Consider the following 26,437-nt stretch of genomic DNA (forward strand, 5'->3'; position numbering starts at 1 on the left):
GACTTCGCCTACCAAGCCATTCTTAGGGTGCCCCTGCATGATCACAGCGACAGTGGCAAGTCCCTGCCTAATGGCGCAATCCGTCCTCAGCAGACTGCTCTAACACATTCTGCCTCCGCCAGCCCGGCAAAGAATCCTATTGGGAGACGCCGCGGTTCATGGGCAGTCCATCGACATTGCCAGGTCATTGTTGCGAAGCGGTAAGGCAGAATGCCATTAAACCATCCGCCGGCGGCAGCCTGTTCACGGACTCATTCTCGGTATCGTCTTGGCGTCCCGGCCTGCCATCGCAGAGGAGGACTGGCCACAACATATCCCGGTGGACAGGCGCCCGCGGGTTCGGGTAGCGCAGCACTATGTACCAGCCTGATCTTCACATTGGTGATCACCCGATGAGCCGCGTCGCCAAGATCGGGGCGTTGCTTGCAGCGCTATGTTTTGCGCTTATCCTTTGGGCTATCGATTGGGAAGCCGTCAAAGGCGCACCATTTAGCGACCTTCAGAACTACCTTGAGGGATTTTACTACGGCAGATATCGGTACGATCAGGCCGGGTCGCTGGTAGAGTGGTTCACACAAGAGTACCTTTGGCGAGGCCTCGTATACGAGCTGGGCTTTTACTTCGATTTCACCGGAATCTTTTCGGCTATTGCCCTAATCGTCCTTACGATAAGTTGCGTCTTCGTAGCGCACAAAACTCGCTCGCCGATCTATTTGCTCTTGCTGGTTAGCCCGCTCACTATCGAGCTTGCCTTCTCTCAGTCCAGGTCCGCTTTTGGCATGGCGCTGATATGGCTCGCGCTGATGTCCGATAGGAAGGTCATCAAGTACGCGCTGCTGATCTTGGCGCCCCTGATCCACACTGCGATGCTGATCTATGCCGTCGCGTTGCTCATTCCGTGGGACAGCGGCTTCATCAGGAAGCGCGCAGGCATAATTGCCGCCCTTCTCATCATCGGCAGCGCGATCGCCCTCGGCACATTGCGCGACGATTTTTTGGACAATGTCGGAGATCGCCGAGCCTATCTCGAAATCGTAAGAAGCGGCGTGCTTTTTACCGCCATGCTCGCATCTTACGGCTTGCCATTTGCTTTCTACCCCCGCCTGATTTTGCAGGATCGCGCTGCGCTGCTGGCGGTGCTGAGCGCCACGATTTCTCTTGCGGCCAACCTGTCGGGAGGCGCGGGCAATCGCTTTGTGGCGCTCGCTCTACCGGCGATCATCGTTGGCATCTCGCGGCTGCCCAATACGGCGGTCAGGCGAACGGCGTTCGTCTACGTTCTGGCGTCGAGCATGGCCTATTTGGTACTTTTCTGGGTTGGGTAGCCGCCCCTTAATCGAGGGGGTGATCTGCGACCTTACTCGATGCAATGTCACCCATAGATTTCCGCTCGCCATTCGGCAGCGACAGCGGTGTTTGCCAGCGCCGCCCCGGCTGCGTCGAAGAACCTGACTTTTGCTGTGGTCGAGGTCTTTGTGTGGACTTGACAAACGGCGAAGGCGGTTCCTGATGCGTTTGCCGCCATCACATAGCCGGTCGAGTTGTGGCTTGTATTCAGGCCATGCGTGACAAGAATATCGCCGCTCGCGTCGGTCGTCCCACTTATCAGGCCGCGAGATTTCCCGCCGACAATACCTGTATAGTCATTGCCGCTTCCGCTAAGCGAGAACAGGTTGCAGTGCCCTTGGAGAATATTGTTATTTCCAGTAACAATTACGCGCCCGTCACTATTGCCGCCCGCCCGCGACTGATTGACGATAAGGGTATTGTCACTGCCGGAGATATAGATTTCGCCAAATGTCCGGGCAATGTCATCCGAAGCTATCATGATGATATTATTGTTGCCGGTAACGGTCAAAAACGCCTGATTTGTAGAGGCGAAGCCACCGCCCGTGATGGTGATGACATTGAAGCTGCCTGAAACACGAACGCCCGCAGCGGCGGCTGCATTGATATCAGCAACCGTTAAATCCCAGCGGCCATTGCTGGTTTCAATTCTGACGGCATCGCCTACGCCCGTATAATCAGAAACAAGTCCAGATATACGGTTATATTTGCCCGTGCCATAAGTGGCCGGGCTTGAAGCCAGCATGGCCGCAATGCCGTAAAAGTTTTGCTTGCTGATCGCTAGGTCCGAGAATATGTGCTTCTCGGTTTTTTCAAGATATAAGCCATTGTCCCCGCCGCTGATAGCAATGGCCGTGAACACGTTCCACTTCGATTGATTCTCAAGGCTGGAAATATTAGTTGTCGTTCGGATGCCGTTTGTGCAATCGGTCAGCGCATATCCTGCATGTGCATGGGCAAACACCCCGGCTTGCAGACTTATGCCGTTTCCGTAATTGTTCGCGGAATTACCCGCTCCTGCGACACCATAGTTTTTCAGGTCTACGCCCGGAGCCGGTCTTTCTTCACCATAGCCAGTGATACGATACCCATGCAGCGCGGCCTTCGCACCATCCTTGTATGCGACATTCCCGACTAAGACTGAATTCTTATTCGAAAAAATCTCGAAGGCAGACCCGTTACCCTGTGACTGATTGGCGATCACTCGAATTTCTGACGGTCGGCGCTCTGCTTTGTCATTGTAAAACGAAAAACAGACAGTCATCCCGAAGTATGACTGTTTCGTATGGTTCCCTAAAATCAACCCACCCTTTGAGCAAACCCAAATCGGTGCCCAGTCATTGGTATTGTTAGGATTGTTTTTGACGACAAGGTGCCTGAGGCTGATATCATGAGGCATCGCGCCAGAAGAATCAACCGTGATAGGCCTTGAATTATATACGATTGTTTCAAGAGTGGTCTGATAATCACCAACCAGCGAACCGGTTGTTTTTATGAAAACGCCGCCACCTCCAGGTTCGCCATCGACGTTGTAAGTGCCCCCACCAGTGATGTCGACGGTGCCGTTCACAGCCAGAGCGCTTAATATTTTTGCATATGAACTGGTAACGCCATCAGCGACAGCGCCATGGTCCTTTGCGTTGACGGTATCGCGCAGCACGTCCTCTAGCGGTCGGGCAACGGCTCCTGCACCGGCCTGCAAGGAACCGATCAGCGCCGCCCCAGAAGGCGCAGCGAGGGCGGCGGTAGTGGCCAACGTCCGCTGCGCTGTCGATCCGCCCGAGGTGCGCAGGTAGATCGTGACCGTGCTGTCGCCATTGTCGACTGCGAACGTGTGACCGACAGCCGTAGCAGCTTCGCCAGCGGAAACCGTGGCATAGGTCGGACCTGCGGCGGACTCTGCCAGAGCGGCAGACGCTGCGGCTGCGTCAACTTTCTCATCGAAATCGGCCCGCTCTTCTGGCGTTATCCCATCGCCTTGGGGGCCGCGCAGACCGCGCGATCGGTCACGAACAGATGCTTGCAATCTCATGTCAGGTCTACTCCCGGCTCAAGGTAGAACCCACCCGCCCACAGCGTGTCCTGCGCGGCATCGGCATAGGTGAGCGTGATTTCATATTCGAAGCGGTCTGCCTCCCCGATCTCGGGCTTGTTGAGGCCGGTTGGCACGGTGTCGGCTTCCAGATCCGCGCGCGGGATGCTCGGCTCCACCGTCAGGCGTCGCCACCCAGCCTCATCCTCGATCGCCGCATCCGAGAAGGTGATATCCGTCTGCTCGAAGATCGGAGCGCCAGCAGCGCCCGCATACAGCCGCACCTGGAGCGATATGGACGCGCCAGCCAGCGGCAGCTCGCCGCCGGGATAGTCGAGCTCCAGCACTGTATCGAAGGCGCGATTGCGCGCCGCGAAAAGATCGCGGGAGATGGCCATGGCGGTTCCCTTGGGTCTGAAAGGTCAGGTGATGGCGGTGATGAGGCCGCTGACGGTTGTGATCGTGTTGGCGCCGATCGTGTGGGTGCCATCGGCGATCGGCGTGGCGCCGGCGATCGCTTCGAGGATCGTGGGCAGGTTCACGGCCGAATAGGGCAGGCTGTTCCAGTCGGTGGCGCCGTCGCCATATTTAACGAGCAGCGTATCGGTCTCGAGGCCTGGTTCCTTCGCCTTCAGCACCGGATTTACAGCCGCCCAGTTGGCGGCCGTATCGCCACGCAATTGATATCGAACCGTGGGCATCAGGCCTCCGTCGTGGCGTCGCCGCCGTCCAGGATAACTTCGTCAATGTCGGTGATCGGATCGGCTACCGCCAATTCGCCGCCTGTCGGCGGTTCCAGATAGGTTTCGTCGTCGAACTCGAAGATGTCAGCATTATGCTCTTCGAGCTGCAGATTGACTGAAAAATCCTGGCTCAGCCCCCAGCTCGTCACCTGAAACGCATAGTTGCTCAGGCCATATTTGCCGGTGGCGAGTTGGACCGTGTCGAGCGTCGAGATCGCGATCCCCATGATGTTCATTGGCCAGGTCACGCGCCGCTCAGCCTGGGACTTGCGGAGATAGATTTCGAGCAACCGCTGCCCGCGATAATGCGAGGTAATGTGCGGGAAATCATAGGGCGTCTGGCGCACATCATCGGATGCGATGGATCGTGTAGGAACGTCCGCCGGCTGGTACTTGTCGGCCGGATTGACATAGGTGCCGGTCACCTCCGTCGCGATCTCGTCCCCCGCGCGCAGGACCGGGACGGTGAACGGCCCAGACAGATCGCGTTCTTCGAGCGTCGCGGAGGGCGGCACATAATAGCCTGGCCGGAGCAACATCTTGCCGTTGCTGTAGGTGAAGCTGCCCGCACAGCAGGTCACGAACGTATCACGAACCTCGCTCGGCGCGGCGCCGGTCTGGATATAGCAGTCGAACTCGTAGCGCTTTTCGGTGCCGGCTGGCGTGGCCATGTCCTCATCGCAGACATTGGCCTGAGCAGCGACCCAGTCGTCATCAATCTCGTCATCATAGCAGCCGAAGCCGCCTTCCTCCCGCGGAGTGCGCATCCAATCATAGAAGGTCAGGATCGCATTGCGCGTATAGCCAGCCAGCCCGGTCCGCGGATCCGTGATATCGTCCTTGCCCTCAACCTCCGCGGTGATGTTGGGCATGCCTGCCTGGACCACATCATTGGTCATCTTGAACTTGGCATAGATCAGGGCAGTGCCACGGCAGCGGTGGTTGACCGTCCACTTGCCGCCCGTCTCCGCTACGAACGTGGGATGCGCGACCTGATCCTCGGTGCCGCGATAGAACCAGAGCCAGGCATTCCCGGCATATTTGCCGCTGGTGACCAGCCCGGCACCGTTCACGCTCACTTCCTCGTCGGCGAGCCACCACCGAGTGACACCTTTGCACCGGTGGCCGGCGACGGCGATCACGAAATAGCGATATTCTTTGCCGGCCGGGTGGAAGAAGATCAGCAGCCCGCCGACGCGGCGCTTGCCATAGATGATGAAGCTGTTCGACACCGATTGGCGGAACATGCTGGGGGTGGCGCTGCTCGACGGCTTGCCAGCCAACATTGTGAACGCCGCTGCCGCAGCAAGTGAAAGCGCGGCGGATACGGCAGCCGTCGTCGCGGCCACGGTCGCGGCGGATGCAGTCGATGCCAAGATGGCAGCAGAGATCTGAGGCGCGAAATAAGCGATCGCCGCTGCGACGGCGATGACGGCCACCACCTTTACCACCTTGCCCATAAGCCCCCGATCGTTGAGATTGCCGGCCCCGGAGGTGCCCTATGATTCTACTCGCGATCGCATTGCAGGCTGACGTTGCCATGAGGGCTGAAGGATGGGCCGAGAAGGCCGAGCCAATCAGTTCCTGCGCATCAGATGTCGATTGCGATGATAAGTGGAAGCGCGCGTCCGATTGGATCCGCCGCAATACCCGGTTCCAGATTGCGGTCGATAAGCCCGACCTTCTGGCCACGTATGGCGCGATCTACGCAAACACGGACTTGTCTTACGTTTTGGTCAAGAGAAAGGGGCAGAATGGTCAAACTGAGATCGCCGCTCGCGCATGGTGCGGCAACGTGATCAGTTGCAAGCCGAAGCCCAAGAACGCGATCGCTGCGCTCAAGCGCGAGATTGGATAAGCCGCCAAGCGACGTCGACATCCTTCATATGCACCATATCGCCGCCGAAGAATTCCGCGCCGTCGCCCCTGCAAATCCCTATGGCCCAGCCGCGTAGCACGATGTCGCCGCGTCGCGCCTGACGGTAGGGGATCGCATCGCCATGCACGGCGCTGATCACGCCCGCCATGCTTCGAACCCCCAATCGCCGCATCATCGCAGCCCAGTCGCGCGGGCGGCGCGGGGAGGGGCCGACGATGTCGCAGATGTCGGCGCCGGTTGCCGCCAGCACATGAGCGCGCCACCGGTCGCCGCAATGGTCCTGCCAGCCGGGATCGATCACAGCGGAGGCTCCTGCCTGGCCTTTGCCCACATGATCGGTACTTCGACCATGCTCGACACATATTGGAAGCCCAGGTCGCCCGGATATTTACGCTGCTGCCACCAGTCGGTGAAGCGCTTGATCGCCGGCCGGCGCTGGTCGCGCATCCTGCTCTCGCCGCCGGCCGTGACAGTGATCGTCTCGCCGGCGTCGAGAACGTCATAGGTGTCGAGCCGACCCTTCCAGATATTCTTGAACCCGATGACGTTGCGATAGCTAGCGTCGAGCGCACCAACATAGAGCTCATAGAGGCAGCCACGGGTGGCCTGATCTGCAACATCGTCACGAAATTCGGATGGCACCTGGTAGAGGGTGGCCTGGACGCCGACGGATGCGCCGTCAGTGCCTTCGCCGATGGTGTCGATCTGGCCGAGGCCGCCGATCGCCGTCCATTCCTCGCCCGCATAGTTGATCGTTGCATTGCCGGTGACGGCGAAGACCGGATCCGGCAGGTCGATATGAAGGCCGAGGAATGGGCGCAGCTCGGACTTTTCGATTTCTGTCTGAAGCGCGGGATCAAGATCGCGAATGCCGCTCATGGCATCTTCTCCGAGAATTCCAGCACATAGTCGATCGGCGCGCCGATCTCGCCCTCATTCTGCCCTGCGTCCTCGCTGGTGAGTTCGAAAGGCGCCGTGACGCGCTCGATCTCCAGCTCTGCATCCTGGTCGATGTCCGCCGACAGCGGTGGCTCGAAGGTCAGCGTGATCTTCCCGTCGGGCCCGGCCTTCGACATCATGCTGCCTAGCTTGGGCGAAACGTCGGTTACGAGATGGGGCCGACCGTCGCCGCCGATATAATCCCCGATCGACGGCCCGACGGCGCCGGGCTCGCGATTGATGACGATGCTGTTATCGCCTGCGCTGGCTGCATTGACAGTCATCGCTGGTGAATAGAGGGTCAGGTAGCTCTGTGGGCGCGGCCGGCGGAAGTCGTGAAAGCGGATAACCTGAAGGCCGCCTTTCAACTGCGCGATCAGCGCATCCAGCCGGGCGGCGAAGAACATGGCATCATCAGCGCGCGGACCGAAGCGGCAGGACAGGCCGTCATCATCATAGCCGTGTCCAGCCTTGAACGTCAGGCGTGCGACCCAACGGGGCGCAGACAGGCCATAGGTCTTGCGGGTGCGGGTAAGGGGGCTCTCCTGCCCGCCGACATGCGGCTGGAGGTAGAACATCACCTTGTAGGGCGAGAGGCCATCGGGCCAGGCGATATCAGGCACGGCGGCGGTTCGCTTCCATCACGCCCTTGATCGCGGCCTGACGCGCTCCCTCGGCGAAGCGCGCGGCTTCAGCCTTGGTCGCGAGATCAATGGCGCCGCTGAAGGTGAGGCTCTGGCTGATGCTGATCCCTCCGACCGGTCCGCCGTCCTCGCCTTGGTGGCGCACGGCAAATTCTTCGTTGCTGGACATGCGGAACGCCACGACATTCTTGTCCACGCCCGACATGCCGCCGACCGGCTTCATCCAGCCGTTGGTGCCGTTCGCGAAGCCGGGCAACCCGGCAAAGGCGTTCGAGATGGCGCTCTGGTTGATGACCGGGCCGGCCGATGGAGTTTTCGATGACGCGCCGCCCAGGATTGAACCGATGCCCTTGGCGATGGACCCGATCAGCCCGCCACCCCCTCCGCCGCCGCCTAGCGATGAGGCGCCCGCGCCGAAAGCATCCTTGAACAGCGAGAACAGGAAATCACTGATGCTGTTGAGGCCGGCCTCCATGCCCTTGGCGACCTGCTCCTTCCACCAGTTCTTGGCAAAGCCCTTCAGGTCGCCGTCCATCGCCGCGCGCACCGCTCCATTGATCACGCCGCGCCATTCCCCCTGCCGGCGCGCCATCTCCATTTCGCTGTCTTCGGCCGTCGCCTTTTCGCGCGCAGCGCCCTCGGTGAACCCCTGCGCCTTCAGCTGCTCGATCCGGCGTTCAATGTCATAGCGGCGCTGGGCCTGGCGAATTTGCTCTTCGGTATCCCCGCGCGCCTTCATCACATCGATCTGCCGCTGAGCCTCATCCTGCGCCAGCCAACGGGCGCGGCCGGCCGCGCGGGCGGCATCGACCTTCGCCTGCTGTTCCATCGCCATGGCGGTCGCCTGCTCCAGCCGCAGCTTCTGGTCGGTGATGTCGACCAGCTGGCGCTCGAAGAACAGAATGCGATCCTTGATCTCCAGCTCGCGTTCCAGCTGCAGCGACCGTTCATCGTCGCCGGCAAGCCGCGCCATGTCGAGTTCGACCGACTGGCGCTGGTCAGCGATCTCGCGCTGCGCGGCGACGCGGCGGGCCGCGGCGATGGTTGCCAGATCGGCCTCGGCGGCCTTCTTGGCCTCTACAGCGGTCAGGCCCGCGTCCTCATAGTCCTTGATCTGGCGCTTGAGGTCGATCTGATCCTGCAGGCGCTGGACGGTCGCTTCATCGCCGCGCAGCTGCGCCGCGGCCATTTCGGCGTCCAGGCGCATCGCCTCCCGACGATCGGCAAGCTCTTCCTTGGTCGGCCCCGATTTGCCCCGGCCGCGCCCGCCGCCCGACCCATTGTCGTTCGCAGCGACGGTCGGCGTCACCACAACCGGCTTGGCCGCAGGCGACGCGAGGACTTGCTTATGGGCGGCGATCAGATCCTGCTCTTGCTGATAGACCGCGCGCCAGTCCGACCGGGCCGCATCCATCGCGCGATCCTGTTCCGACCGCCCGCTATTGTCCCCGCCACGCCCGCCGCGCCGCGTCGATAGGGCGACGCGCTCGTTATACTGCACCGCGCGGCGCTCGCGCGAGCCTGGCACCGTTTCATAGCGGGTGCGGGTTTCGGTCCGGTAGCCGGCGCGGGCATCGCGCGCGGTCTGGATGATCGCCGCCTTGCGCACTGCCAGCTCAGCCTGGGCATGGCGGAACGCCTCGTCAGCCGCGCGCTTATGGGCGTCGGCGAGACCGTTGACGCCCGAGGCGATGCCTGCCGAATTGTCCTTTGCCATGATGGCTTGATATTCGGCCTGGAACTTGTTGGCCGCGCTCTGCGAATTGGCAAGGCCGTCCGCCTGGGTCGCCGCCTCCGCCGTTGCCTTGCTCATTCCATACAGTGCCAGCGCGATACCGCCGATCACTGCAGCCCAGGGCATAAGAAACGCCATGGCCGCGCGCAGCGTGGTGAACCCGACGGCGGCCCCCGTAGCAGCGGTCCCACTCGCGACGGTCGCGGCGGTCGCGGCGGTCGCGGCAGGCACGAACCGGCCGACCAGCAGGACGGCGAGCCCGGTCCACATCTGGATCGCCTTGCCGGTGATGATCACGAGCGGGCCGACGGCGGCGGTCAGGCCCAGAATTGTGCCGATGACGAGCTGGACCGGCTGGGGCAGCGAGGCGAAGGCGGCGACCGTCGACGCTACCAGCGTCAGCACCTTCGTGATGGCGCCCAGGATGCCGCTGTCGCCCATGGCGATCGCCGCTGCTTCGAAGGCCTTCTTGACCTGCGTCACCGCGCCGGCCCAGCCCTTCATGCGGGCTTCCATCTGCGTCTGGGCCGAAGCCTTGTCGATCTCGGCGCGCACCTTGGCGATGCCGTCGGCGCCCTGGTTCATGAGGCCGATAGCGGTGCGCATGGCGTCGGTGCCGAAAATGTCGGACAGCACCTCGCTCTTCACCTGGTCATTCAGGCCGCCCAGCCGATCCTGCAGGTTCTGGGCGATATCGCCGAGCGACTTCATGTTGCCCTGCGCGTCGTAGAAGGACAGGCCATAGGCCTCGATCGCTTCCTTCGCCTGCTTGGAATTGCCGGGCAGGGAGGTGAGGAACGTCTTGAAGCTGGTGCCCGCGTCGGATCCCGAGGCGAACAGGGACGATGTCGCGGCCAGCGCGACATTCATGTCTTCGAACTGGACACCGATGCCGCCGGCAACGCCGCCGGCCTGGCCGATCGCGAGGCGATAGTCTTCAAAGCCCATCTTGCTGACCAGCATGGCGCCGGTCATCTTGTTGACGATGCTGTCGGCATCGCTGACCTGACGACCGAACTGCTGGATGATGTCGGTCACCGCGTCGGCGGCCGGCGCGAACTCGGCGCCGTTCGCCGCCGCCAGGCGCAGGGTAGCCTCGGTCGCGCCGCCCAGAATCTGCTGCACGTTCAGGCCATTCTTGGCCAGCATCTCCATGACGTCGGCCGTCTCGGCCGCCGAAGCGGTGAAGCTCTTGTCCTTGCCCAGGTCGATCGCGCGCTGCTTGAGCGCGTCGAGCTGCTTGCCGGTGGCGCCGGTGGCCGCCTCCACGCGGTTCATGGCGCTCTCGAATTTCGCTACCATGCCCAGCGCTGCGCCGCCGACGGCGAGCAAGGGGAGGGTGACGGCGACGCTGATCGACTTGCCGACATTCTCCATGCGCTGACCCATGCGCTCAAGATTGCGGTTAGCGCGCGCCATCTGCCGCTCGGCGTCGGTCAGGCCCTTTTCAAAGGCGGCGGTGTCCATCCCGAGGATGACGCGCAGCTGGCCGATCACGCTAGACGCCATGCGTCACCCCCAGGATTTCTTGCCGTCGAGAAAATTGCCCCATGCCGCCGCCTGCTTCTTCCAGGACCGGGCGCGGGTCGCGCGCTTCGGCTTATCGGCGTTGCGCAGCTCTTTCTGCAGGTCAGGCAGTTTCTTGACGCGCTGGTAGTAGGCCGTGCGCCAGGCGGTCATGATGGCAAGGTCCATCTCCGCCCGGCGTCGCGACGATGCAGCCTCTACGGCTTGGGCGAAGAGCCGCGGCGTTTGCCGCCAGAAGGCTTCTTCCGGCTGCCCGATTTCGATCCAGATGCGCCAGCACTCGGCGATGTTCCATGGGCGGCTTTCGCCGCCGCCAGAGGGTCCGCGTCGCCGCCTTGGGCCGCCTCCGGGAAGCAAAGCAGATAGCTCTCCGCCAGCAACTCGCTGGCCTGCTCGCGGCCGATCGCCTGGATGATCTTGCCGGCAGTGCGGGGATCGACCGCGCCGTGATGCTCTTCCAGAGCCGCCTGCATGACGGTGATCATGGCGCTGGGCGAGGTCAGCACACGGGTGCCGATGTCCTCGATCATATCCTTGAGCACCGTCTCGACGGCGGCGAGGGCGTTGAAATCGAACAGGAGGATGCCGCCTCCCTCGAAGCCGATTACATCGACCCCAGGGAAGGCGACCTCACCCTTATGCTTGTTGGCCAGCATATTACGGCGTCACCGGCGCGGGCGTCAGGACGGGCTTGCCACTGATCTTGAAGGTCGCGGCGCCGGTCATCTTGTCATCGAGCGGCGTGGCGCGACTGTGGCTGGTGAAGAAGCCCTTGATATCGAGCGTCGCACCGTTCGGCCATTCGATCTGCCATTCCGACAGGCCGCCATTCTCGATCGTGTCATTGACCGTGTCGTCGTCCGCCTCACCTGGGATCAGGTTATAGGTCAGCGTCGTTTCGCCGGCATCCTTCAGGCCCGGCTTGAACTCGCGCCAGCGCTCGGGTGACGTGAAGTGGGTGAACTCGACGGAATCGATCGTGGTTTCCGGCGGCTCGAATTCGACCACCTCGGCGAGCGTGGTGTAGGTCGACGCACCGGTCTTTTTCTTGAATAGGGTGCCATATCCGATGTCGGTGGCGTCAGCAGTCTCTGCCATCTCTATGCTCCTGAAAGTTTCGAATGCCAGACGTCCAAATCGAGGCGGGCGCGGTGGACGACGCCACTGCTGACCGCCTGGTCCTCGTCCGTGCTGGCATCACGGTCGATGACGAAGATGCGAAAGCGATATCCGCCGAAGGTCGCGCGCAGGCCATTCAGCCCGGCCTTCCGCCCTGAAGGGGCCATGATGTCGGCGATGTCGCGGGCCTGCTTGAAGGTCGTGCCCCAGGTGTCGATCTGGACGTGCGATCGGACCCAACCGCTCGGCGCGGCCAAATTCATCTTCTGGATCGCGCTGATGTTCCACAGGACGACCGACGGATAGGGGCGCCCCTGCGGCGACAGGCCCCAATCGACGCGGGTCGCGACTGCGGTGGATATCCCGGCCATGGCCAGGATGTAGGCGCGCAAGGCTTCTTCCATCTTAGCGCGCGTTCCGCGCCAGCTTGCGGCGGTGCCGGGCGGCGGCGGCATTGACCTCGGCGCCCAGATCCTCTGCGAGATTGGTCAGCAGGGCGTCACTATGCTCATCCCACGCGCCGCGCATGTAGCCGGCGGGCGGATTGTTGATGCTGCCTAACTCCTGCGGCACGGCATGGCCATGCTGGTCTTTGCTCGGCCCCATGTAGACCTCGACGGCGGCCTTGTCCTGGAACCGGCGCTTGCGCTGCCCTGGGCTGCCCTGCCGGGTGGAAATGATGATGCTGTCAGCGAGCTCGCCACTATCCTTCGGCGCCCTCGCCTTGGCGGCGTCGCGCATAGGCTCCAGCCGCTTCTTGCCGAAGCGAGTGAGTGCGGCCTTGCCGGTCCCGCGCGGCAGCGACCGCAGCACCTCGTTGATTTCGCGCAGGCCGGTGATTTTCACCATGGGTCAGGTCTCCTTCGGGCGATCCGGCCGGGCGGCGGTCGTGATCTCGATCACATCCTCGCGCTCGCGGCCTTCCTTGGTGCCTGTCACCGCATAGGTGACGCCCTTATGCTTGATGACGAACCCGCCGATGATGGTGCGGGTCAGGGCATCGGATCGGACCGTGAAGCGGGTCGTCAACTCCTGCGCATTCTCGCCCGCACGCAGGCGCTCGCCGTCCTTGATATCGACCTTCTTGGCCCACCGCTTGCCGACTTCAGCTAGCGGACCCTGTACCGTCGCGGTGCCGTCATCGATCAGCCCGGCGTTCCAAATGGAGATGCGACGATCAAACTCGCCAGCGCTGCGCCGGGCCATCAGGCATAGACCCGGTACGGGGACAGCAGGTTTTCCACGGTGGTCGACATCGGGATGGAGGTCGGCGCAATGTTCATATCGCTGGCCGTCTCGGTGAAGCGGTACATGTCACCCACCATCAGCAGGATCGCCTGCTTGATCGGTTCGGGGACGTTCGGCTCGACCGGATCGGCGCCGGGATCGACCGCATAGCCGGCGCGGTAGCGGATGCGCACGGTCTCGGCATGGCCACGATAGGCGCCCGGCGTCGGCCAGGACTTGCCCCAAGCGCAGCCGAGATCGCGGCCGAAAAGCTCATAGGTATCTGGATCGACCAGCACAGGCTGGCCAGTGCCGTCAAGATAATGGACCGACACGATGTCCACGATCGGCTGACAGGGCAGGCGGATCAGATCGCAGAAGCCGCCCATGCGGGCTTCGAGCGCCTGGAGGCCAAGCGCTCGGCCAAGCCAGCCGTCGGGGCCGTCGATATGCTGGGTCGCGGCCTTCACCAGCCGCTCGACCATATCGCGCTGCTCATCATCGCCATCGAGGCGCAAATGCTGGTCAGCCTCCTCCCACGTCACGATCGGCGCGGGAGGAGTGATGACGATGACGCGCATCAGGCGACCTTGGCCTCGCGCGCCAGCTGAATGGCAGCGACGATGTCATCCTTCCTGCTGGCGTCGCCCAGGTCGATCTCTTCCTTGGCGGCCAGAGCTTTCAGCTCGTCGACCTTCATCTTGCCGAGAGACTGATCGTCGGCGTCATCCGAAGATGCGCCTTCCGGGTCGATCACTGCGCCAATGGCGATAAGGTTGATAGCATCCGCATGGTCGAGCGCGATGGTGTCGCCGCGCTGATAATCACGGCCGTTGTCGGCCATGGCGCGGGCGCAGATGAAATCTTTGGTGGCAGCCATATCTTCCTCCTGAGGTTGGGGCCGCAACATCGGCGGCCCCAATTCCCGTTTACGCGCCGGTCGGGAACGCGCCGTCGACGAAGGCTTCCGGGCGATACACGGTGAACGCCAGCCGCTCTTCGGCCAGCAGCGTCACCATGTTCTTGCGGAAGTTGTCGCTGTCTTCGGTCGACACGAGCACCTGGCTCTGCATCCGATCGAAGAGCTGGGCGGCGCGCGCCCATGCGCCGACGGTGAACTCGCCCAGCGTCTGCGCAACGGTGGTGACCACCGGGCGGCCCCACAGCGTCGGCGCGAGGCCGCCCTGCGGATTGCCGATGATGTAACGGCCGAGCGTGTCCTTGAGCAGTTCGATTTCAGCCCAGTCGGTCGGGTGCAGGACATGACCGTCAGCCGAATATTCGGCCAGCTCGACCTGGAGCAACGCCAGGCGCAGCACATCGATTTTGGTCGCGTCCGCCAAGGTGATCGGCGCAACATAGTCGGCCGCCTGGGGCTTCGCGCCTAGCAAGTTCTGGCCGGTGCCGTTGCCTTTCAGCAGCTGAGTGTCCTCGACCAGTGCAAGGCCGTAACGCAGGCGATAGTCGATCATGGAGCGCAGGGCCGGCGCGTCCGCCAGAATTTCCGCGGAAGCGAGCATCCAGTGCGCGATTTTGCGCACGGGCGCCTGCTTCAGGTCGAATTTTAGCGAGGACTCCGGCTTGGCGGTCGTTTCCGCCGTCATCCCTGCGGCGTTGGTGAAGCCGGTTTCCTGGACATATTCGACCGAGCTGGACGAGGTCTGGCCAGGAGCGACAAGCCCGCGGATGGTCAGCTTCTTGTCGGGCATCATCATCAGCGGCGACTGGACGCGCTCGGAGCGGACAAGATCGCCCGCTGCGCCATCGGTGTCGGTGGTGACCGACGTGATCGCCTTGACCTCGATGGCGACATTCTTGCCCGGCTGCGCGCCGTTCGGGAACGCCTGCTTATATTCGTCGCTGCCGACGAACTGCTCGCCGGGCGAGGGCTGGCGATCGTTGCTATTCCCGCGACGGTCGGCCTTCTGCTCCATTTCCGTTACAGCGGCCTTGAGTTCGGCGATCGACGTGAGCGCTTCGTCGGCGCGCTCCTTCAGGCTGGTGGTCAGCTGCTCGCCAGCCTTCGCCTTGCCAAGCGCTTCCTCGGCAATGGCCTTGACGTCGCTGGTCGCCTTCTCGAAAGCGGCCTTCGTTTCGGCCGCCAGCTGGGCCATCGTCTTGCCTTCGGGGTGACCGTTGGGATCGCGCAGCAAGCGGCCCATGCGGCGTTCGTTCGCGGTGAGCACGCCAATGAGCGCGACACCGATCATCCCGCGAGCAGCGCCCGCGAAAAGCGTCTTCTTCATGATTTTACCTTTCGGAAGGGGCTCAGTCTTCGCCCGTGAGATCTTCGATCGGCGCGCTGCGCATTGCTGCCCAGAATGCCGCCATGGGGTCCGCCGTGCCGTCAGGATCCCCCTGACCCTTCTTGAGGTGGATGCGCACGGCGCGCTCCGCCTCCGAGTTGGTGAGATCGAAGCCCTTCTTGAGCAACGTCTCCCATTCACGCTCGGTGAGCCGGTCCCCGGCCGCCAGGCGTCCCCGCAAATCTTCGACTTCCTTGACCCGCATGACGCGAGCCTTGTCATTCATGGCGATGGTCACGAGCGAAATTTCGTGCAGCGCGACCTCCAGCAACTGGCGCGCTTTGCCCTCGAACTTCTGGCGCACAGTGTTGTAGCCCATCGACAGGCCAGAGAGAGCGCCGCACTTCGCGTCCTCACGGGCCTCCCGCCCTGCGCTGGTGGGAGAAAAGCGACCTTTCACCAGCAGCCCATCGGCGGTTTCACTGAAGCGGTTCCAGACACCCACCGGGCGCTTCTGGTCATGATAGAGCAGCATTGGGATCGACTTGCGCGAAGCGATTGATGCGGTGATGGCGCCCGGCATCACAATGTCGCCGCCATGATCGAGGTTGCCATAGCCAACGGCAAGCCCCTCGATATCGCCATCGTCGTTGATGCTCTTCACGTCGAGCGCGAAATCAAGCTCGTCCATTTGCCCGTCCTTGTCCGGAGATCGCGTCGCGCAGAGGTACGTCCTGCATCTGGATCATGAGAACATCGCCACCCTCTACTGGCGGCAATCCCTCCAGCGCGCGGATCTCGTTGCGCGTCATGAACTGCTTCATGATCTCGTAGTAATCGGCCCGGCCCTTGCTGTCGGCGCGAAGAAAGCCTTCGACATTGAACTCGATTGAGATGCCGGCCGCGAGGTCTGAAGGGGTAAGCAATTGCTTCTCGATTGCCGCCTCGATCCGCTTTAACCGCTTGCGCAGCTTGAATTTCATGACCGAATTCGTTTGGTCGGTGATGCTGCTACCGAGCGTCGTATTGCCTTCCGTCATGCCCACGAGGTGCGGATCGACGTCAAAAATCTGGCAAATCTGCAGCGCACTCAGCTTGCGGCTGTCAATTAGCTCCGCATCTTTCGGGCTTATGGACAACTGCTCCCACTTCAGGCCGCCGTCGATCAGCATCGGGCGCCCGGCATTCATGGATCCCATGAACTTTTCCTGGAGCAGTCTTTCCAGTTCTTGCCGCTGTTCTTTGTTGAGCGGCACGCCTTCCTTGGTCATGACCCCGCTCGGACGGACACCATTGGCGAAAAGTTCGCCGGCAGCGCGATCTGAAGCCAACGCCTGTCCAAACGTTGCGGCGCAGGCGGTGATTGGCGATAGGCCGCCCAGCGGTCCACCCAACGGGCCACGAATATGCAGCACAGATTCCTGCGTCACACGGTAGTAAGAATTGTCCTGGGTCCAGCTATATTCGATATCGCCATTATCGAGCCGGCGTACGGCCATAAGCTGAGGCGGGACCGGGATCAGCGACGTGATCCGACCATTGCCGGACCGCCGAATATGAGCAAACGCGTTGCCATGCAGCTCGATCGAGGCGGCTATGAACTCCCAGAAATCGAACGCGCTTTGATCGAAGTTCGGACTGTGGTGGAGCAGCGCATAAAGCCAGTGGGAACGATCCTCGACCGGAACCCCAGACGGGCCGCGCCGGTAGATTACCAATGGCAGAGATGCGATATTACCGGCCCAGAAATTCACGCATGCCCAGGTAGCCGACATCCCAATCACGGTGACCGGCGACACTCGCTCTCCAGCGGTGAAGCGATCCGGCAACCATCCGTTGGGGTCGGTGATCGATAGTTCACGGCTGGTATAACCTGCGCTCTTGCGATCGACGGCGACGCCTCTCCATCGGGCTTCGGTGGCAGCTGCGCGGGCGGATAGCTTATACCCGCTCATGCGTAGCTCTCGATCCAGGCATCAACACTCTGGCCGCCATCATGGGCGACGGCTGCACCGACTGCCATGCAAAGCGCCACCGCTGCGTCGATCTTGTTCACGGCGCGCTCCTTTGCCAGCCAATAGTTGCCCCAGCGATCTGCATCGGTGACCGCGCTCATCATCGCCGATATCAGCACTGGATTGCGCCGGATCCGGATGCGCCGCTCCATCAGTGCGTCTTCCAGCTCGCGAACTGATCCGGGCATCCACAGGCCCTCCGGGTCGCGCTCAGCAGCTTCCGCCGCCTGCTTCATCGCGTCAGTCGGCTTGCCCTTCTTGGTGCCGCCCTGAGGATGCTCAACAAATTCAATCGACAGGCCGAGATTGTTGCACTCAGGTTCGAAGCCGCGCTTGAACGCGTACCGGTCATAGGCAACGCACTGGAGCGCGAAATCATGATCATATTCCGCCACCGCCTGGGCGACATGGTCGAACCGGATGCTTTGCCCCTTGGGAGCATGGATATGGCCGTCGCGCGCCCAGACCTCATACGGCGCCTTGTCCCGCAGCGCCCTCGCTGACAGCGTGTCGCCCGGCGTCCAGGCTTCAATCCACGCGTCGAACGTCGGCTTGCTGACGATCTGCTTCTCGCCGTCGCGCTCCGCTTCGACCTCGACCTCGCCCGTTTTCACGACGGCGGCGAGCGCGGTGATGTCCCGGTTCTGCGACAAGTCCAGTCCAAGCCAGATCGGCGCTCCATGATGATCCGACAGATCGAAGTCAGCGATGCAAGGCTCCAGCACCGCCCGGGACATCCAAGCCGCGTCGGCGTCGGTCCAGACACAGAAATGCAGGCGGAGGATGCCGTTCAGCTTGCCAGGGATCGCCTTGGCCTGGTCGACCACACCCTGCAGATAGTCGTTCGTCAGAATGGTGCCGAGCAGTGGGTTCGCCTTTGCCCAGCAGCTCGGGTCGTTCAGCGGATCGTCGCCCGGGTCGAGCGAGCAGACAAAGCTGAAGGTGCTGTCATCGATCGGCTCGCCAACATAGGCGAAGTCCTCGCCGGGGGTCGCCGTGCCGGCGGCGACGCGCACCGCATGCTCATGCTCCTCGTAGCAGATCGAATTTCGGTCGGTGCCACTGTTCGTGATCATGAGCAGCAGCGGCTGTCGCCGGAATTTGAAACCGCGCTCGATCATCTCCACCGCGTCGCGGTTCGGATGTTCGTGCATCTCGTCGGCCAGTCCGATGTGCGGGCGAAGGCCCGAGCCGGATTTTCCGGCGCTGCGGCTAAGCGGCCGGAAGAATGAACTTTTCGGCAGCCATGCCATGTTCCAGACCTTGCCGGGGCCGCCGCTCTTCGTGATCCGCTTTTCCAGATCGGGCGATTGCTCGACCATGGACACGGCATCATTGAACAGGATGCGAGCCTGGTCCCGATGGGCTGCGACCGCATAGATCTCGGCGCCCGGCTCGCTATCAGCCATCATGCCGTAGAGGCCAACGCCGCCGGCGAACGGCGATTTCCCGTTGCCCTTGCCCTCTTCGATATAGGCGCGGCGGAAGCGGCGGGTGCCGTCGGCGCGAAGCCAGCCGAAGATCATCGACAGCTTGAATGCCTGCGACGGGTGCAGGTTGAAGGGCTTGCCCTCAAACTGCCCGCCGTTCAGGCGCAGCTTCGTCTCGAAGAAGCGCAGCACCCGATCGGCCTTCTCGACCGAATAGGTCAGCCCGCGCTTCGGCCCATGCTCAAGATCATCTAGGTGGCGACGGCAGGCGTTGCGCACATGCGGACCGGCAACAATCTTGCCGGCGGTGACCTCCAGGGCGAACTGGGTTCCCCGATCACTCGGAACCGAAGAACTCGTCTTCCTCCTTTTTGCTGCCATGGTCCCCACGATTGCGCTCGTCGGTCAGGCCCAGCTCGCTCATGTAGGCGCGCATCTGGCCGTGCTTCGACGCCGGGAAGCCGGTCGGGTTGAAAGTGAATTCCTTCCACAGCTCGCAGAAGGCGATCGCCGCTGGCTCGCGCGATCCGTCCAGCCAGCCGGCCGGCTCGATGAATTTTTTCCAGGCGGTTGCGGCGGCACCCTTCAGCGACGGCGGCTTTACCAGCTTGCCGAACGATGTCGCCGCCTCTTCCACCGCCTCGCGCGCCGCCTTGCTATCGCCGTGCCGCGTGTTACGGTGCGTGCCATCCACCAGCCGCAGTTTTACAGCCTTGGGCTTCGCGCCGCGGGTCGCCATATTGGCCCTTTCAGACAATCAATCTGGTTTTGCGCGAATTTACCCCCACGCTCGGTCCCAGAGCCACTGACCCCGGACTTTTGACCCGCCCCCCTATCAGGGGTGAAATCGGGTCCGATCCGGCCCGAAATCGATTAAAAATGGCGGATTTTCGTGGGTTTCAGCGAATCCGCTGATCAGAGGCCGGGGCAGATCGGGCAGCGTGCCTGGTCGATCGCATCGACAGGCACGGTCACCTTGGCAATCGCCGACCATTCCCCGACCCGATAGCTGGGCGATCCGCGTTCCTCCTGCTTGATCTCGATCTCGACATAGGCGGGGTTACCTTCGAGGCCCGCTTCCTTCATTGCTGCCTCGGTGATGAGGCGCTTGATGTCAGCCCATTCGAGCTTCACGCGCACATCGCGCCGGCGGATCGTCTCATCGCTCAGGGTCTTGGCCATCCGTCTGCCCCTATGTCCATGCGCAGGCGCGGCGGCCGGGCGCCACGGGCGCGGGCCGCTTCCTCTGCTGTCTTGACGTCATGACAGGGCTTGCAGATGCCCTGATAGTTCTCTCTGTCGCCTGTGCCGCCTTCACTCAGCGGCTTGATATGATCGGCTATGGTTGCCGGGGTGATGCGTCCGCGCACCTGGCATGGCCGACACAGCGGCTCCTCCCTCAGCACGATCTCCCGCATGCGGTCATGGCCACGGCCATAGCCACGCTCTTGCCTGCTCTTTCGAGTGCTGGCCCATGCCTTGGCGCGAGGCTTCTGCTTGAGGCTAGGCGGGCGGCTGGGCACGGTGTCAGCGCAGCTCGGCCACCAGCGCGTGAACCGCGAGCCATTCGGCGGCGCTATCATCGTCAATCATGTTAAGCTTGACCATGGCGCAGGCGACAACGAGGGCTGGCCAGAAGAACCTGCGCTTGCGCAGATGAATGGTGGCAACGACCTGCGACATGTCGCCTCCTGAATGGCGAGGGTGGCAGGGCTCGAACCTGCAGCCTCTGGTTTTGGAGACCAGCACTCTACCGAATTGAGCTACACCGACAGATACGAAAACGCCCGCTCGGTCGTCTGACCTGCGGGCGCAATTCCTATGACGTGATATGTGCCACACCTGGCACCCCCGAGCAACCCTAGCCCGTGCGGATATAGGGCAGCGTCCGCTCGGTCAGGCGCGCCAAAGCCTGCAGGAACTCATCACGCACGATGCCGGGATGCTTGCCGGACTTGGGCACGATCTTCACCTTTTCCTCGCCCTTCACGATCCAGTGCTGCTCCCGGCTACCCCAACGGTCCATGGCGACCTGCGCATAGCTCTTATCCTCCAGCGCGATGGCGCGCAGGGTATGCACGGCCGCGCCAATGCCATGCTCCAAGAAACGATGATCGGATGAAGAGATGAGGGCGGCGAGCATCGGCCCGTCACCCTTGCCACCAGCGTCACGATTGAGGACGGACCGGACCGGCGAACGCTGCGCCGCCTCGAACCGGTTACGATAGAAGCGCAGGCAACGCAGATCGTCCGCGCCGATCCCGGTCGCCTCGCGCCGCGCCAGTTCCTCGAAATAAGGTTCGCGCCGATAGGCCTTGCCGATCCGAACGGCCACCTTGCCGGGCTCGATGTCGACGATGTCGCTCAGCTCGTAATTCGCGCGCCGGTGCTGCTCGGGCGTGGGCCCGACAATCTCCCTGTGCAACCGTTCCTGCTTCTTCGCCGCCGATTTCCGCCGTGCCATTCCAATTAGCTCCCGTTCTCTTCTTGTTCTAGCGCTGCAGCGCTGCCGACGCGAGCGGCTGGGCGAGAATGCTCCCCAGCTGGCGCGCCTCTTCGGGCGTCAGCAACTCGCCCGTCGGCTTCCATTCCCGCTCATGCTTGAGCAGCAGCAGGCGCGCCGCGCTCAGGCGCCGAGCGCGGGGGCCACGGATCGCCTTCACCGCATCTTCGATTTCAGCGATGGTGGGGAAGAACCGGCAGGTGCGCAGCAGCACCATGAACGCCTGCTGCAGATCCGGCAGCGCATGGCCGCGCAGCGCCTGCCAGTAGAGGTCCAGCCGCTCGCCCGCTTCCTGGTCAGACACCTGCTTTTTCGGCAGGGCGATCGACAGCTTGGCCAGCATGGTTTCGATCTGGCCGATCTGCGGTGCCGGCGGCTTGCTGGCCTCGATGTAAGTCCGCAGGTGGCCTGCGCTGATCGGCCCGACCACCGGCATCTCAGAAAGGTTCAGCCCCATGTCCACGACCGCGCTCAGCTTGTCGGGCAAGGACGGTTCGGACCATCGGGTCACTGATGTCGTTTGCGGGTCGATCTTGGCGACTGTACCCATTTCGTCCGATCCTTTCGTCGGCTGAGATCAGCCAGTTAATCCAGGTGCGCTGCCAGTTGGCCTTGATCGCGTCCTTGCCGGACTTGGCGATCCAGTAATTCCGGAACTTCTCCAGCTCCCGCTCGATCGAGCCGGGCGGCCAACGAGCGATCATGTCGGCCGTCGGGCCAATCACCGGATCCGGTGTCCAATCTTCCGGCAAACGGGTGCCCTTACGCGCGTGCCCGGTGTTCGCGGGGGTGTGGGTGGGGGCGGGGGGTTGTTGGGGGTCTGGGGGAAGAAGGGGGGAGGGGGCGGGAGAGGGGGGGGGCGTCCGCAATGTCCGCTGTGTCGGCGGATTCCGCGGACATCGGCGGATGTCCGGTGGACAATTCCACAGACTTGGCGTTCGCCCGCTCTTCCCGCTTGCGCGCACGGTCATATGCCCGGCGCTTTTCGGCGACAGGATCGCGCGCTACGCTCGCTTCCATTTCCGCCACCGCGGCGATAATCGCCTCGTGGGGCATGCCAGCGGCCAGCATGTGCTTCAGGGCGGACGCGATGACGCTCACGGCTCGACGATCTCCAGCACGACGCAACCGCCCTCGACCGGCTCGGCAAAGTCGGCGGTCGGACGGAAGCGCTTGTCATTGACGCGCAGGGCGTCGGCGACGCCGTCGAGCAGTGCCTTGCACCGGGCGAGGCCGTTATCGCGATCATGCTCGCGCTTCACCGGCGGGTGCAGGGTCAGGCGCAGGACGATGTCGCCGTCGGCATGCGCGCGCAGCTTGGCCTCCAGGCAAAGGATGTGCGCGGTCCGGCGCATTGACTTGCTGGCGGCATGACGGCGGCGCCAATGGGCGCGGCTGTTCGGCGACAGCTCTTTGGGCGGCCAGGGGAGGCGGACGCTCTGCATCAAAGCATCCCCGACCCGACGCCGCCGAGCGTGAAGGGCGAAACGTCCTTCTCCGGCACGAACTTGCGCGAGATTCCGACCTCGCCATTGCGGATGCGCAGCAGCTGCTTCTCGAAGGGCGAGAGGTTAGCCTCTTCCTTGCGCATCAGTTCCTCGATCGCGGCGCGCGCATCGGCCGCCTTCATGCGCTTGGAATAGATCATGCGCTGATACTCCGGGAGAAGGTGGGGCGGGCACCAGCCGAGCATCGTCTGCCGGCGCGTGATGGCCGCGCGGCGGCGGGGCTCGGAGCCCTTGCCCTGGGCAGCGCGGCCGGCGCCGGACTTGCCGAGCGCGCGGCAGATATCCGCCTGGCGCGCACGAAGCTCGGGATCGGATGCCAGCCTCTCACGCATCGCATCATGCGCAATCGAGAGCTGGCGGGCCTTGAAGACCGGATCGGCCATGCGCTTCTTCATGGCGATGCTGCCCTTGGCGCGCTTGGACGGGTTCCGGCCGTTTGCGGAGCGGACACAGGGCACGCACAGGCGCGTCTTGCGATAGGGCGCGTGGGTGATGATCGTGCCGCAGCCGGCTTCGCAGGGATAGGTTTCAGCCATGGTGCTGGCCTCCCTGCTTCGCCATCGACGCGCGCAGCTGTGCGGCGGCGGCGATCACCTTTTCGCGACCGGCCTGCATGCGCTGACCAGCCGCCTTAGTGGCGACGCGACGCCGTTCGCGCTGGGCGACGACGGCGGGATGCGGGAAGACGCGGCGATAGGCATTGACCAGCCGCGCGCGGATGTAGAGGCGAGCCATCAGACGACCCTCCGCAGCTTGCCCGACGCCAGGCTGGCAACCTGCGAACGAAGCGACGCGATCTGGGCGGTGAATGCCACGTGACTTTCGCGCTGCAGGACCTCCAGCGCGGTGATGTCGCTGCGCAGCTGTTGAATCTCTTCCGGCTCCTGGATGGGGCCGAACACGGCTTCGCGGAATTCGGTGACGACCGAGACTGCCAGCTTGGTGTCGTCGGCAATCTTCTGGTCGCTCCAGTCCTTCGCATAGCGGCCCTTGGCGGCGTCGAAATGGGTCTGGAGCAGGGTGAGCATAGATGCCTGCGCGCGCATGGCATCGGGCGACGGCTTGGCCGACATGGTCTTCCTCTCTTGGCTGGCACGGGCACGGCAACCGGGGCAGATGTGCGGATCGAGCGCCCAGCCGGCCTGCTTGAATTTCTCGTCGATTGCTTCCGGGGGCATCCGTGCGCGCTGGTTCAGCGTGCCCTTGTGCGGGCAGCGCGAACATTGCAGCGCCGCGGTGGACGTCAGAGAACCGACGCCCGGCCGGGTGCTGATGGACCGGCCCAGCCGACCCTCGCGATACGGATGACCCCGATAGCTCATCGGGTTATTCCGGCTTGCCGAACAGCAGGGGCAGCTCGGTCTCGACCTGGGCGCGCTCGCACCCTTCCTTGAAGGCGTGGTCGAAGACACGATCGGCGCGCCACAGATCATACCAGAACAGGATGCCCTCGCCCGTTTTGCGGTAGCGCAGGCGCGCGGCCAGCCGGTAGAGTGGCCCGTTGCGGAAGACCGGGATGGCGATCAGGAACAGGCTCGGCACGCGGAGCGGCTGGCCGTTGCTGTCGCTATGCTCGGACGAGAACAGGATCTGCCCTTCGCCGGTGCCCAGGTTGACCACCTCCTTGATCACCGACGACTCATTGACCTTCAGGCCACGCGACAGCTCGACCAGCTTCTGGGGCGTGGCGATGATGGCCTCGCCACCGCAGGCGCTGATGAACTTCTGCAGGTCGTGCGACAGCTCGTCCTCTTCCGGGATCAGGTGCAGCACGTCGATGATGCGCTCTTCGACGAACTCGGCGAAGGCGGCCATCTTCAGCGGCGTCTTGTTGAACTCGGTCCAGGCCTTCCACTCGTCCGACAGCGGGAAGCTGAAGATGGCGCGGTGTTTGCCGAAGCGCGGGGCGGTGGTCAGAGCCTCGCCAGCCGGGTGATAGTCCAGCACAGACATGATCGACGGCGCGCTGCGATCGTCGTCGGCGAACAGCATGCTGCCCTCGTCCTTGAACCGGTTGGTGTGGTCGATCAGGCTGTCGAGCGACAGCATGGCGGCCGTGCCGTGGCGGAAGCGCGGCTGGGTGCGATAGGCATCGAACGCGCTCGCGGGCACGACGACCGGGCCAGCGCCGGGCATCATGGCGAACGGGGCGGAGGCGCCGGCGCCGCTGAGCGTTTCGATTTTGGCCTTGGCATAGTCCTCGACCAGCGCGCGCACGGCGGTGACCATGTCGTTATTCTTGGTTTCGTCGTCCATTTTGGGATGCTCCTTGGCGTTGGGGATCAGTAGTCGCGCGGGCGCTCGGCCGATCCGCTGACGTCGCGGATGCCGAACAGCTGCTGCTGGTTGGGCTGGGTGCGGGTGAAGCGGTTGTCTTCCGTCCGCCACATGATCGACTTGGGCCGGCGACCCTCGGGCATCACGACCTTGAACGTGCCCTTGATCTCGGTGACGCCGCCGTCCTGGTTGAAGTCGAGCGTGATCGTGGCCTTGCCCTTGGCCTTGCCGCCGTTCGTCCACGCATATTCTGCCAGGGCCGCAGACAGTTCCTTGATCTTCTCGTAGCAATCGGCGTCGAACTGACCGTCTTCGAGCGAGCGGATGAATTCGCCCATGGTGTTGCAGGCGCCGGGCACATGCCCGCCGTCGGCCGCCCGGCGCGACCCGTTCGGGTCACCCGGCTGATAGGCCATGTCGTTCACTTCGGTTCTCCTTGGGCAGGGGTGAGGATGGGAAGGGGCCGGCCCTGCTGATCCGGCGAAAGGGTGGGCACGCCTGCGGGCTCCAGACCCTGGGCGGCGGCCAGCCGCGCGCAGGCGGTGGCGAAATGAGTCGGGTTCTTCTCGATGCCGATGAAGGCGCGGCCGGCGCGCACGGCCGCGACGCCGGTCGAGCCGGTGCCCATGAACGGATCGCAGATGGTCGAGCCGCTGACGTTCGTGATGATCTTGTTCATCACATGGTCGGGCTTCACCGTCGGGTGGCCGAAGTACTTGGCCCGGCCGACCGGCGCGACGACATGGCGCTTCTTGTCCGCCAGCTCGCCGATGGGGTGAAAGCCGCTGTTCCAGGCATGCACATAGAATTCGCTGTCCGGCTGGTAATGCTTGTTGGCGACCGGCATCGGGTTCGACTTGATCCAGCTGCAAAGCACGAACCGGTCGAAATTGCCGTCGAGATAGGCCAGCAGGCCGGGCAGCTGGTCATTGTGGCAGAAGACGACGACCGAGCCGCAGAGCAGCGAATTGATGATCTGATGGTCGAAGCCGTCGGCCAGGCCCTCGGCGGCGATCTGGTCGGTGTGGCCGCGCGCCGCTCGGAACCGGCCGCCGCCCGACGTGTCGAAAGCATAGGGCGGGTCCATCACGAGCGCGGGCAGCCAGCCGAGCCGGGGCAGGATCTCGTAGCAATCGCCCAGATACAGCGTGGCCGCGCCGATGATGGCGACGGTCGGCGTGGGCAAAGCAATAGCGTCCGCAGAACCGGCATCCGCCGGCGCCGCGCAGGTCGCGATATTCATGATCAACTCCTGGGCGCCAGGCG

The 26,437-nt window shown here is 63.2% G+C and carries 37 protein-coding genes; 3 read left to right on the plus strand and 34 right to left on the minus strand.

Going from position 1 to position 26,437, the window contains the following annotated elements; translation table 11 throughout:
- Positions 1 to 392: 392 nt before the first annotated feature.
- The gene (locus HH800_RS00855) at positions 393 to 1,325 is read left to right on the plus strand and encodes an EpsG family protein (RefSeq protein WP_169859905.1); all 933 of its coding nucleotides are present in this window, start codon (positions 393 to 395) and stop codon (positions 1,323 to 1,325) included.
- A 47-nt stretch (positions 1,326 to 1,372) separates the two neighbouring features.
- On the opposite strand, the gene HH800_RS00860 is transcribed toward HH800_RS00855, so the two are convergent.
- Genes HH800_RS00860 through HH800_RS00875 form a run of 4 tightly spaced genes read right to left on the minus strand, consistent with a single transcriptional unit; the run spans position 1,373 to position 5,369 of the window.
- Positions 1,373 to 3,379, minus strand: coding sequence for a hypothetical protein (locus HH800_RS00860; protein WP_169859906.1), 2,007 nt, complete (start codon positions 3,377 to 3,379; stop codon positions 1,373 to 1,375).
- Positions 3,376 to 3,777, minus strand: a complete 402-nt coding sequence (locus tag HH800_RS00865) for a hypothetical protein (RefSeq protein ID WP_169859908.1) — start codon at positions 3,775 to 3,777, stop codon at positions 3,376 to 3,378. Before HH800_RS00865 ends, HH800_RS00860 begins: the two co-directional genes overlap by 4 nt.
- Positions 3,778 to 3,801: 24 nt before the next feature.
- Entirely contained in the window at positions 3,802 to 4,080 is a 279-nt protein-coding gene (locus tag HH800_RS00870; protein ID WP_169859910.1) for a PE-PGRS family protein, read from the minus strand.
- Positions 4,080 to 5,369 (minus strand): phage tail protein, encoded by a 1,290-nt coding sequence (locus HH800_RS00875; RefSeq protein ID WP_169859912.1) that lies wholly within the window; start codon positions 5,367 to 5,369, stop codon positions 4,080 to 4,082. The genes HH800_RS00870 and HH800_RS00875 overlap by 1 nt, the downstream gene beginning before the upstream one ends.
- Between HH800_RS00875 and HH800_RS00880 the strand changes: the two genes are divergently transcribed.
- A complete protein-coding gene (locus tag HH800_RS00880) occupies positions 5,335 to 5,517 on the plus strand; it encodes a hypothetical protein (protein ID WP_169859914.1) in 183 nt (60 codons plus the stop codon). The genes HH800_RS00875 and HH800_RS00880 overlap by 35 nt on opposite strands.
- A 106-nt stretch (positions 5,518 to 5,623) precedes the next feature.
- Complete coding sequence (locus tag HH800_RS00885) at positions 5,624 to 5,980, plus strand: hypothetical protein (RefSeq protein ID WP_169859915.1); 357 nt, start codon at positions 5,624 to 5,626, stop codon at positions 5,978 to 5,980.
- Here the strand turns inward: HH800_RS00885 and HH800_RS00890 are convergent.
- From HH800_RS00890 to HH800_RS01035, 30 genes are all read right to left on the minus strand, one after another.
- Positions 5,961 to 6,302 carry a DUF6950 family protein gene (locus tag HH800_RS00890; RefSeq protein ID WP_169859916.1) on the minus strand — a complete coding sequence of 114 codons (342 nt, stop codon included), beginning with the start codon at positions 6,300 to 6,302 and terminating at the stop codon, positions 5,961 to 5,963. The two genes, HH800_RS00885 and HH800_RS00890, sit on opposite strands and share 20 nt — an antisense overlap.
- A complete protein-coding gene (locus HH800_RS00895) occupies positions 6,299 to 6,880 on the minus strand; it encodes a hypothetical protein (RefSeq protein ID WP_169859917.1) in 582 nt (193 codons plus the stop codon). Before HH800_RS00895 ends, HH800_RS00890 begins: the two co-directional genes overlap by 4 nt.
- The gene (locus tag HH800_RS00900) at positions 6,877 to 7,563 is read right to left on the minus strand and encodes a hypothetical protein (protein WP_169859918.1); all 687 of its coding nucleotides are present in this window, start codon (positions 7,561 to 7,563) and stop codon (positions 6,877 to 6,879) included. The genes HH800_RS00895 and HH800_RS00900 overlap by 4 nt, the downstream gene beginning before the upstream one ends.
- Positions 7,556 to 10,828, minus strand: a complete 3,273-nt coding sequence (locus HH800_RS00905; RefSeq protein ID WP_169859919.1) for a phage tail tape measure protein — start codon at positions 10,826 to 10,828, stop codon at positions 7,556 to 7,558. Before HH800_RS00905 ends, HH800_RS00900 begins: the two co-directional genes overlap by 8 nt.
- A 3-nt stretch (positions 10,829 to 10,831) precedes the next feature.
- Positions 10,832 to 10,999, minus strand: a complete 168-nt coding sequence (locus tag HH800_RS00910) for a hypothetical protein (RefSeq protein WP_169859920.1) — start codon at positions 10,997 to 10,999, stop codon at positions 10,832 to 10,834.
- A gap of 44 nt (positions 11,000 to 11,043) precedes the next feature.
- Positions 11,044 to 11,502 carry a hypothetical protein gene (locus HH800_RS00915; protein ID WP_169859921.1) on the minus strand — a complete coding sequence of 153 codons (459 nt, stop codon included), beginning with the start codon at positions 11,500 to 11,502 and terminating at the stop codon, positions 11,044 to 11,046.
- Position 11,503: 1 nt separating this feature from the next.
- Complete coding sequence (locus HH800_RS00920; protein ID WP_169859922.1) at positions 11,504 to 11,944, minus strand: phage tail tube protein; 441 nt, start codon at positions 11,942 to 11,944, stop codon at positions 11,504 to 11,506.
- 2 nt (positions 11,945 to 11,946) lie between these two features.
- Positions 11,947 to 12,369 carry a DUF3168 domain-containing protein gene (locus tag HH800_RS00925; RefSeq protein WP_169859923.1) on the minus strand — a complete coding sequence of 141 codons (423 nt, stop codon included), beginning with the start codon at positions 12,367 to 12,369 and terminating at the stop codon, positions 11,947 to 11,949.
- Between the two features lies 1 nt (position 12,370).
- Entirely contained in the window at positions 12,371 to 12,814 is a 444-nt protein-coding gene (locus tag HH800_RS00930) for an HK97 gp10 family phage protein (RefSeq protein WP_169859924.1), read from the minus strand.
- Between the two features lie 3 nt (positions 12,815 to 12,817).
- Positions 12,818 to 13,171, minus strand: a complete 354-nt coding sequence (locus tag HH800_RS00935; protein ID WP_169859925.1) for a head-tail adaptor protein — start codon at positions 13,169 to 13,171, stop codon at positions 12,818 to 12,820.
- Positions 13,171 to 13,773, minus strand: a complete 603-nt coding sequence (locus HH800_RS00940) for a head-tail connector protein (protein WP_169859926.1) — start codon at positions 13,771 to 13,773, stop codon at positions 13,171 to 13,173. The genes HH800_RS00935 and HH800_RS00940 overlap by 1 nt, the downstream gene beginning before the upstream one ends.
- Complete coding sequence (locus HH800_RS00945; protein ID WP_169859927.1) at positions 13,773 to 14,072, minus strand: hypothetical protein; 300 nt, start codon at positions 14,070 to 14,072, stop codon at positions 13,773 to 13,775. The genes HH800_RS00940 and HH800_RS00945 overlap by 1 nt, the downstream gene beginning before the upstream one ends.
- 49 nt (positions 14,073 to 14,121) lie before the next feature.
- Positions 14,122 to 15,438 (minus strand): phage major capsid protein, encoded by a 1,317-nt coding sequence (locus tag HH800_RS00950; protein ID WP_235681988.1) that lies wholly within the window; start codon positions 15,436 to 15,438, stop codon positions 14,122 to 14,124.
- A gap of 22 nt (positions 15,439 to 15,460) precedes the next feature.
- Positions 15,461 to 16,129, minus strand: coding sequence for an HK97 family phage prohead protease (locus HH800_RS00955; protein WP_169859928.1), 669 nt, complete (start codon positions 16,127 to 16,129; stop codon positions 15,461 to 15,463).
- Complete coding sequence (locus tag HH800_RS00960) at positions 16,116 to 17,393, minus strand: phage portal protein (protein ID WP_099230274.1); 1,278 nt, start codon at positions 17,391 to 17,393, stop codon at positions 16,116 to 16,118. The genes HH800_RS00955 and HH800_RS00960 overlap by 14 nt, the downstream gene beginning before the upstream one ends.
- Complete coding sequence (locus HH800_RS00965; protein ID WP_169859929.1) at positions 17,390 to 19,264, minus strand: terminase large subunit; 1,875 nt, start codon at positions 19,262 to 19,264, stop codon at positions 17,390 to 17,392. The genes HH800_RS00960 and HH800_RS00965 overlap by 4 nt, the downstream gene beginning before the upstream one ends.
- Positions 19,221 to 19,622 (minus strand): hypothetical protein, encoded by a 402-nt coding sequence (locus tag HH800_RS00970; protein ID WP_169859930.1) that lies wholly within the window; start codon positions 19,620 to 19,622, stop codon positions 19,221 to 19,223. The genes HH800_RS00965 and HH800_RS00970 overlap by 44 nt, the downstream gene beginning before the upstream one ends.
- A gap of 176 nt (positions 19,623 to 19,798) precedes the next feature.
- Positions 19,799 to 20,065, minus strand: coding sequence for a hypothetical protein (locus HH800_RS00975; protein WP_169859931.1), 267 nt, complete (start codon positions 20,063 to 20,065; stop codon positions 19,799 to 19,801).
- Entirely contained in the window at positions 20,050 to 20,466 is a 417-nt protein-coding gene (locus HH800_RS29440) for an HNH endonuclease (RefSeq protein WP_169859932.1), read from the minus strand. The genes HH800_RS00975 and HH800_RS29440 overlap by 16 nt, the downstream gene beginning before the upstream one ends.
- Positions 20,411 to 20,566, minus strand: coding sequence for a hypothetical protein (locus HH800_RS00985; RefSeq protein ID WP_169859933.1), 156 nt, complete (start codon positions 20,564 to 20,566; stop codon positions 20,411 to 20,413). The genes HH800_RS29440 and HH800_RS00985 overlap by 56 nt, the downstream gene beginning before the upstream one ends.
- 178 nt (positions 20,567 to 20,744) lie before the next feature.
- Positions 20,745 to 21,347 (minus strand): hypothetical protein, encoded by a 603-nt coding sequence (locus tag HH800_RS00990; protein WP_169859934.1) that lies wholly within the window; start codon positions 21,345 to 21,347, stop codon positions 20,745 to 20,747.
- A gap of 28 nt (positions 21,348 to 21,375) precedes the next feature.
- Positions 21,376 to 21,873: a hypothetical protein gene (locus HH800_RS00995; protein WP_169859935.1), complete on the minus strand. Its 498-nt coding sequence runs from the start codon at positions 21,871 to 21,873 to the stop codon at positions 21,376 to 21,378.
- Complete coding sequence (locus HH800_RS29315; RefSeq protein ID WP_268932906.1) at positions 21,824 to 22,357, minus strand: DnaT-like ssDNA-binding domain-containing protein; 534 nt, start codon at positions 22,355 to 22,357, stop codon at positions 21,824 to 21,826. The genes HH800_RS00995 and HH800_RS29315 overlap by 50 nt, the downstream gene beginning before the upstream one ends.
- Before the next feature lie 126 nt (positions 22,358 to 22,483).
- Positions 22,484 to 22,831: a hypothetical protein gene (locus HH800_RS01005; RefSeq protein ID WP_169859937.1), complete on the minus strand. Its 348-nt coding sequence runs from the start codon at positions 22,829 to 22,831 to the stop codon at positions 22,484 to 22,486.
- On the minus strand, positions 22,831 to 23,430 hold the full coding sequence (locus HH800_RS01010) for a hypothetical protein (protein WP_169859938.1): 600 nt from the start codon (positions 23,428 to 23,430) through the stop codon (positions 22,831 to 22,833). Before HH800_RS01010 ends, HH800_RS01005 begins: the two co-directional genes overlap by 1 nt.
- Positions 23,423 to 23,629: a hypothetical protein gene (locus HH800_RS01015; protein WP_169859939.1), complete on the minus strand. Its 207-nt coding sequence runs from the start codon at positions 23,627 to 23,629 to the stop codon at positions 23,423 to 23,425. The genes HH800_RS01010 and HH800_RS01015 overlap by 8 nt, the downstream gene beginning before the upstream one ends.
- Entirely contained in the window at positions 23,629 to 24,216 is a 588-nt protein-coding gene (locus tag HH800_RS01020) for a hypothetical protein (protein WP_169859940.1), read from the minus strand. The genes HH800_RS01015 and HH800_RS01020 overlap by 1 nt, the downstream gene beginning before the upstream one ends.
- Positions 24,217 to 24,220: 4 nt before the next feature.
- A complete protein-coding gene (locus HH800_RS01025) occupies positions 24,221 to 25,150 on the minus strand; it encodes a DUF2303 family protein (RefSeq protein ID WP_169859941.1) in 930 nt (309 codons plus the stop codon).
- A gap of 26 nt (positions 25,151 to 25,176) precedes the next feature.
- Positions 25,177 to 25,596: a hypothetical protein gene (locus tag HH800_RS01030; protein WP_072893951.1), complete on the minus strand. Its 420-nt coding sequence runs from the start codon at positions 25,594 to 25,596 to the stop codon at positions 25,177 to 25,179.
- Positions 25,593 to 26,414, minus strand: coding sequence for a site-specific DNA-methyltransferase (locus tag HH800_RS01035; RefSeq protein WP_169859942.1), 822 nt, complete (start codon positions 26,412 to 26,414; stop codon positions 25,593 to 25,595). Before HH800_RS01035 ends, HH800_RS01030 begins: the two co-directional genes overlap by 4 nt.
- Positions 26,415 to 26,437 lie beyond the last annotated feature (23 nt).

The organism is Sphingobium yanoikuyae (assembly GCF_013001025.1).
Lineage (GTDB): Bacteria > Pseudomonadota > Alphaproteobacteria > Sphingomonadales > Sphingomonadaceae > Sphingobium > Sphingobium yanoikuyae_A.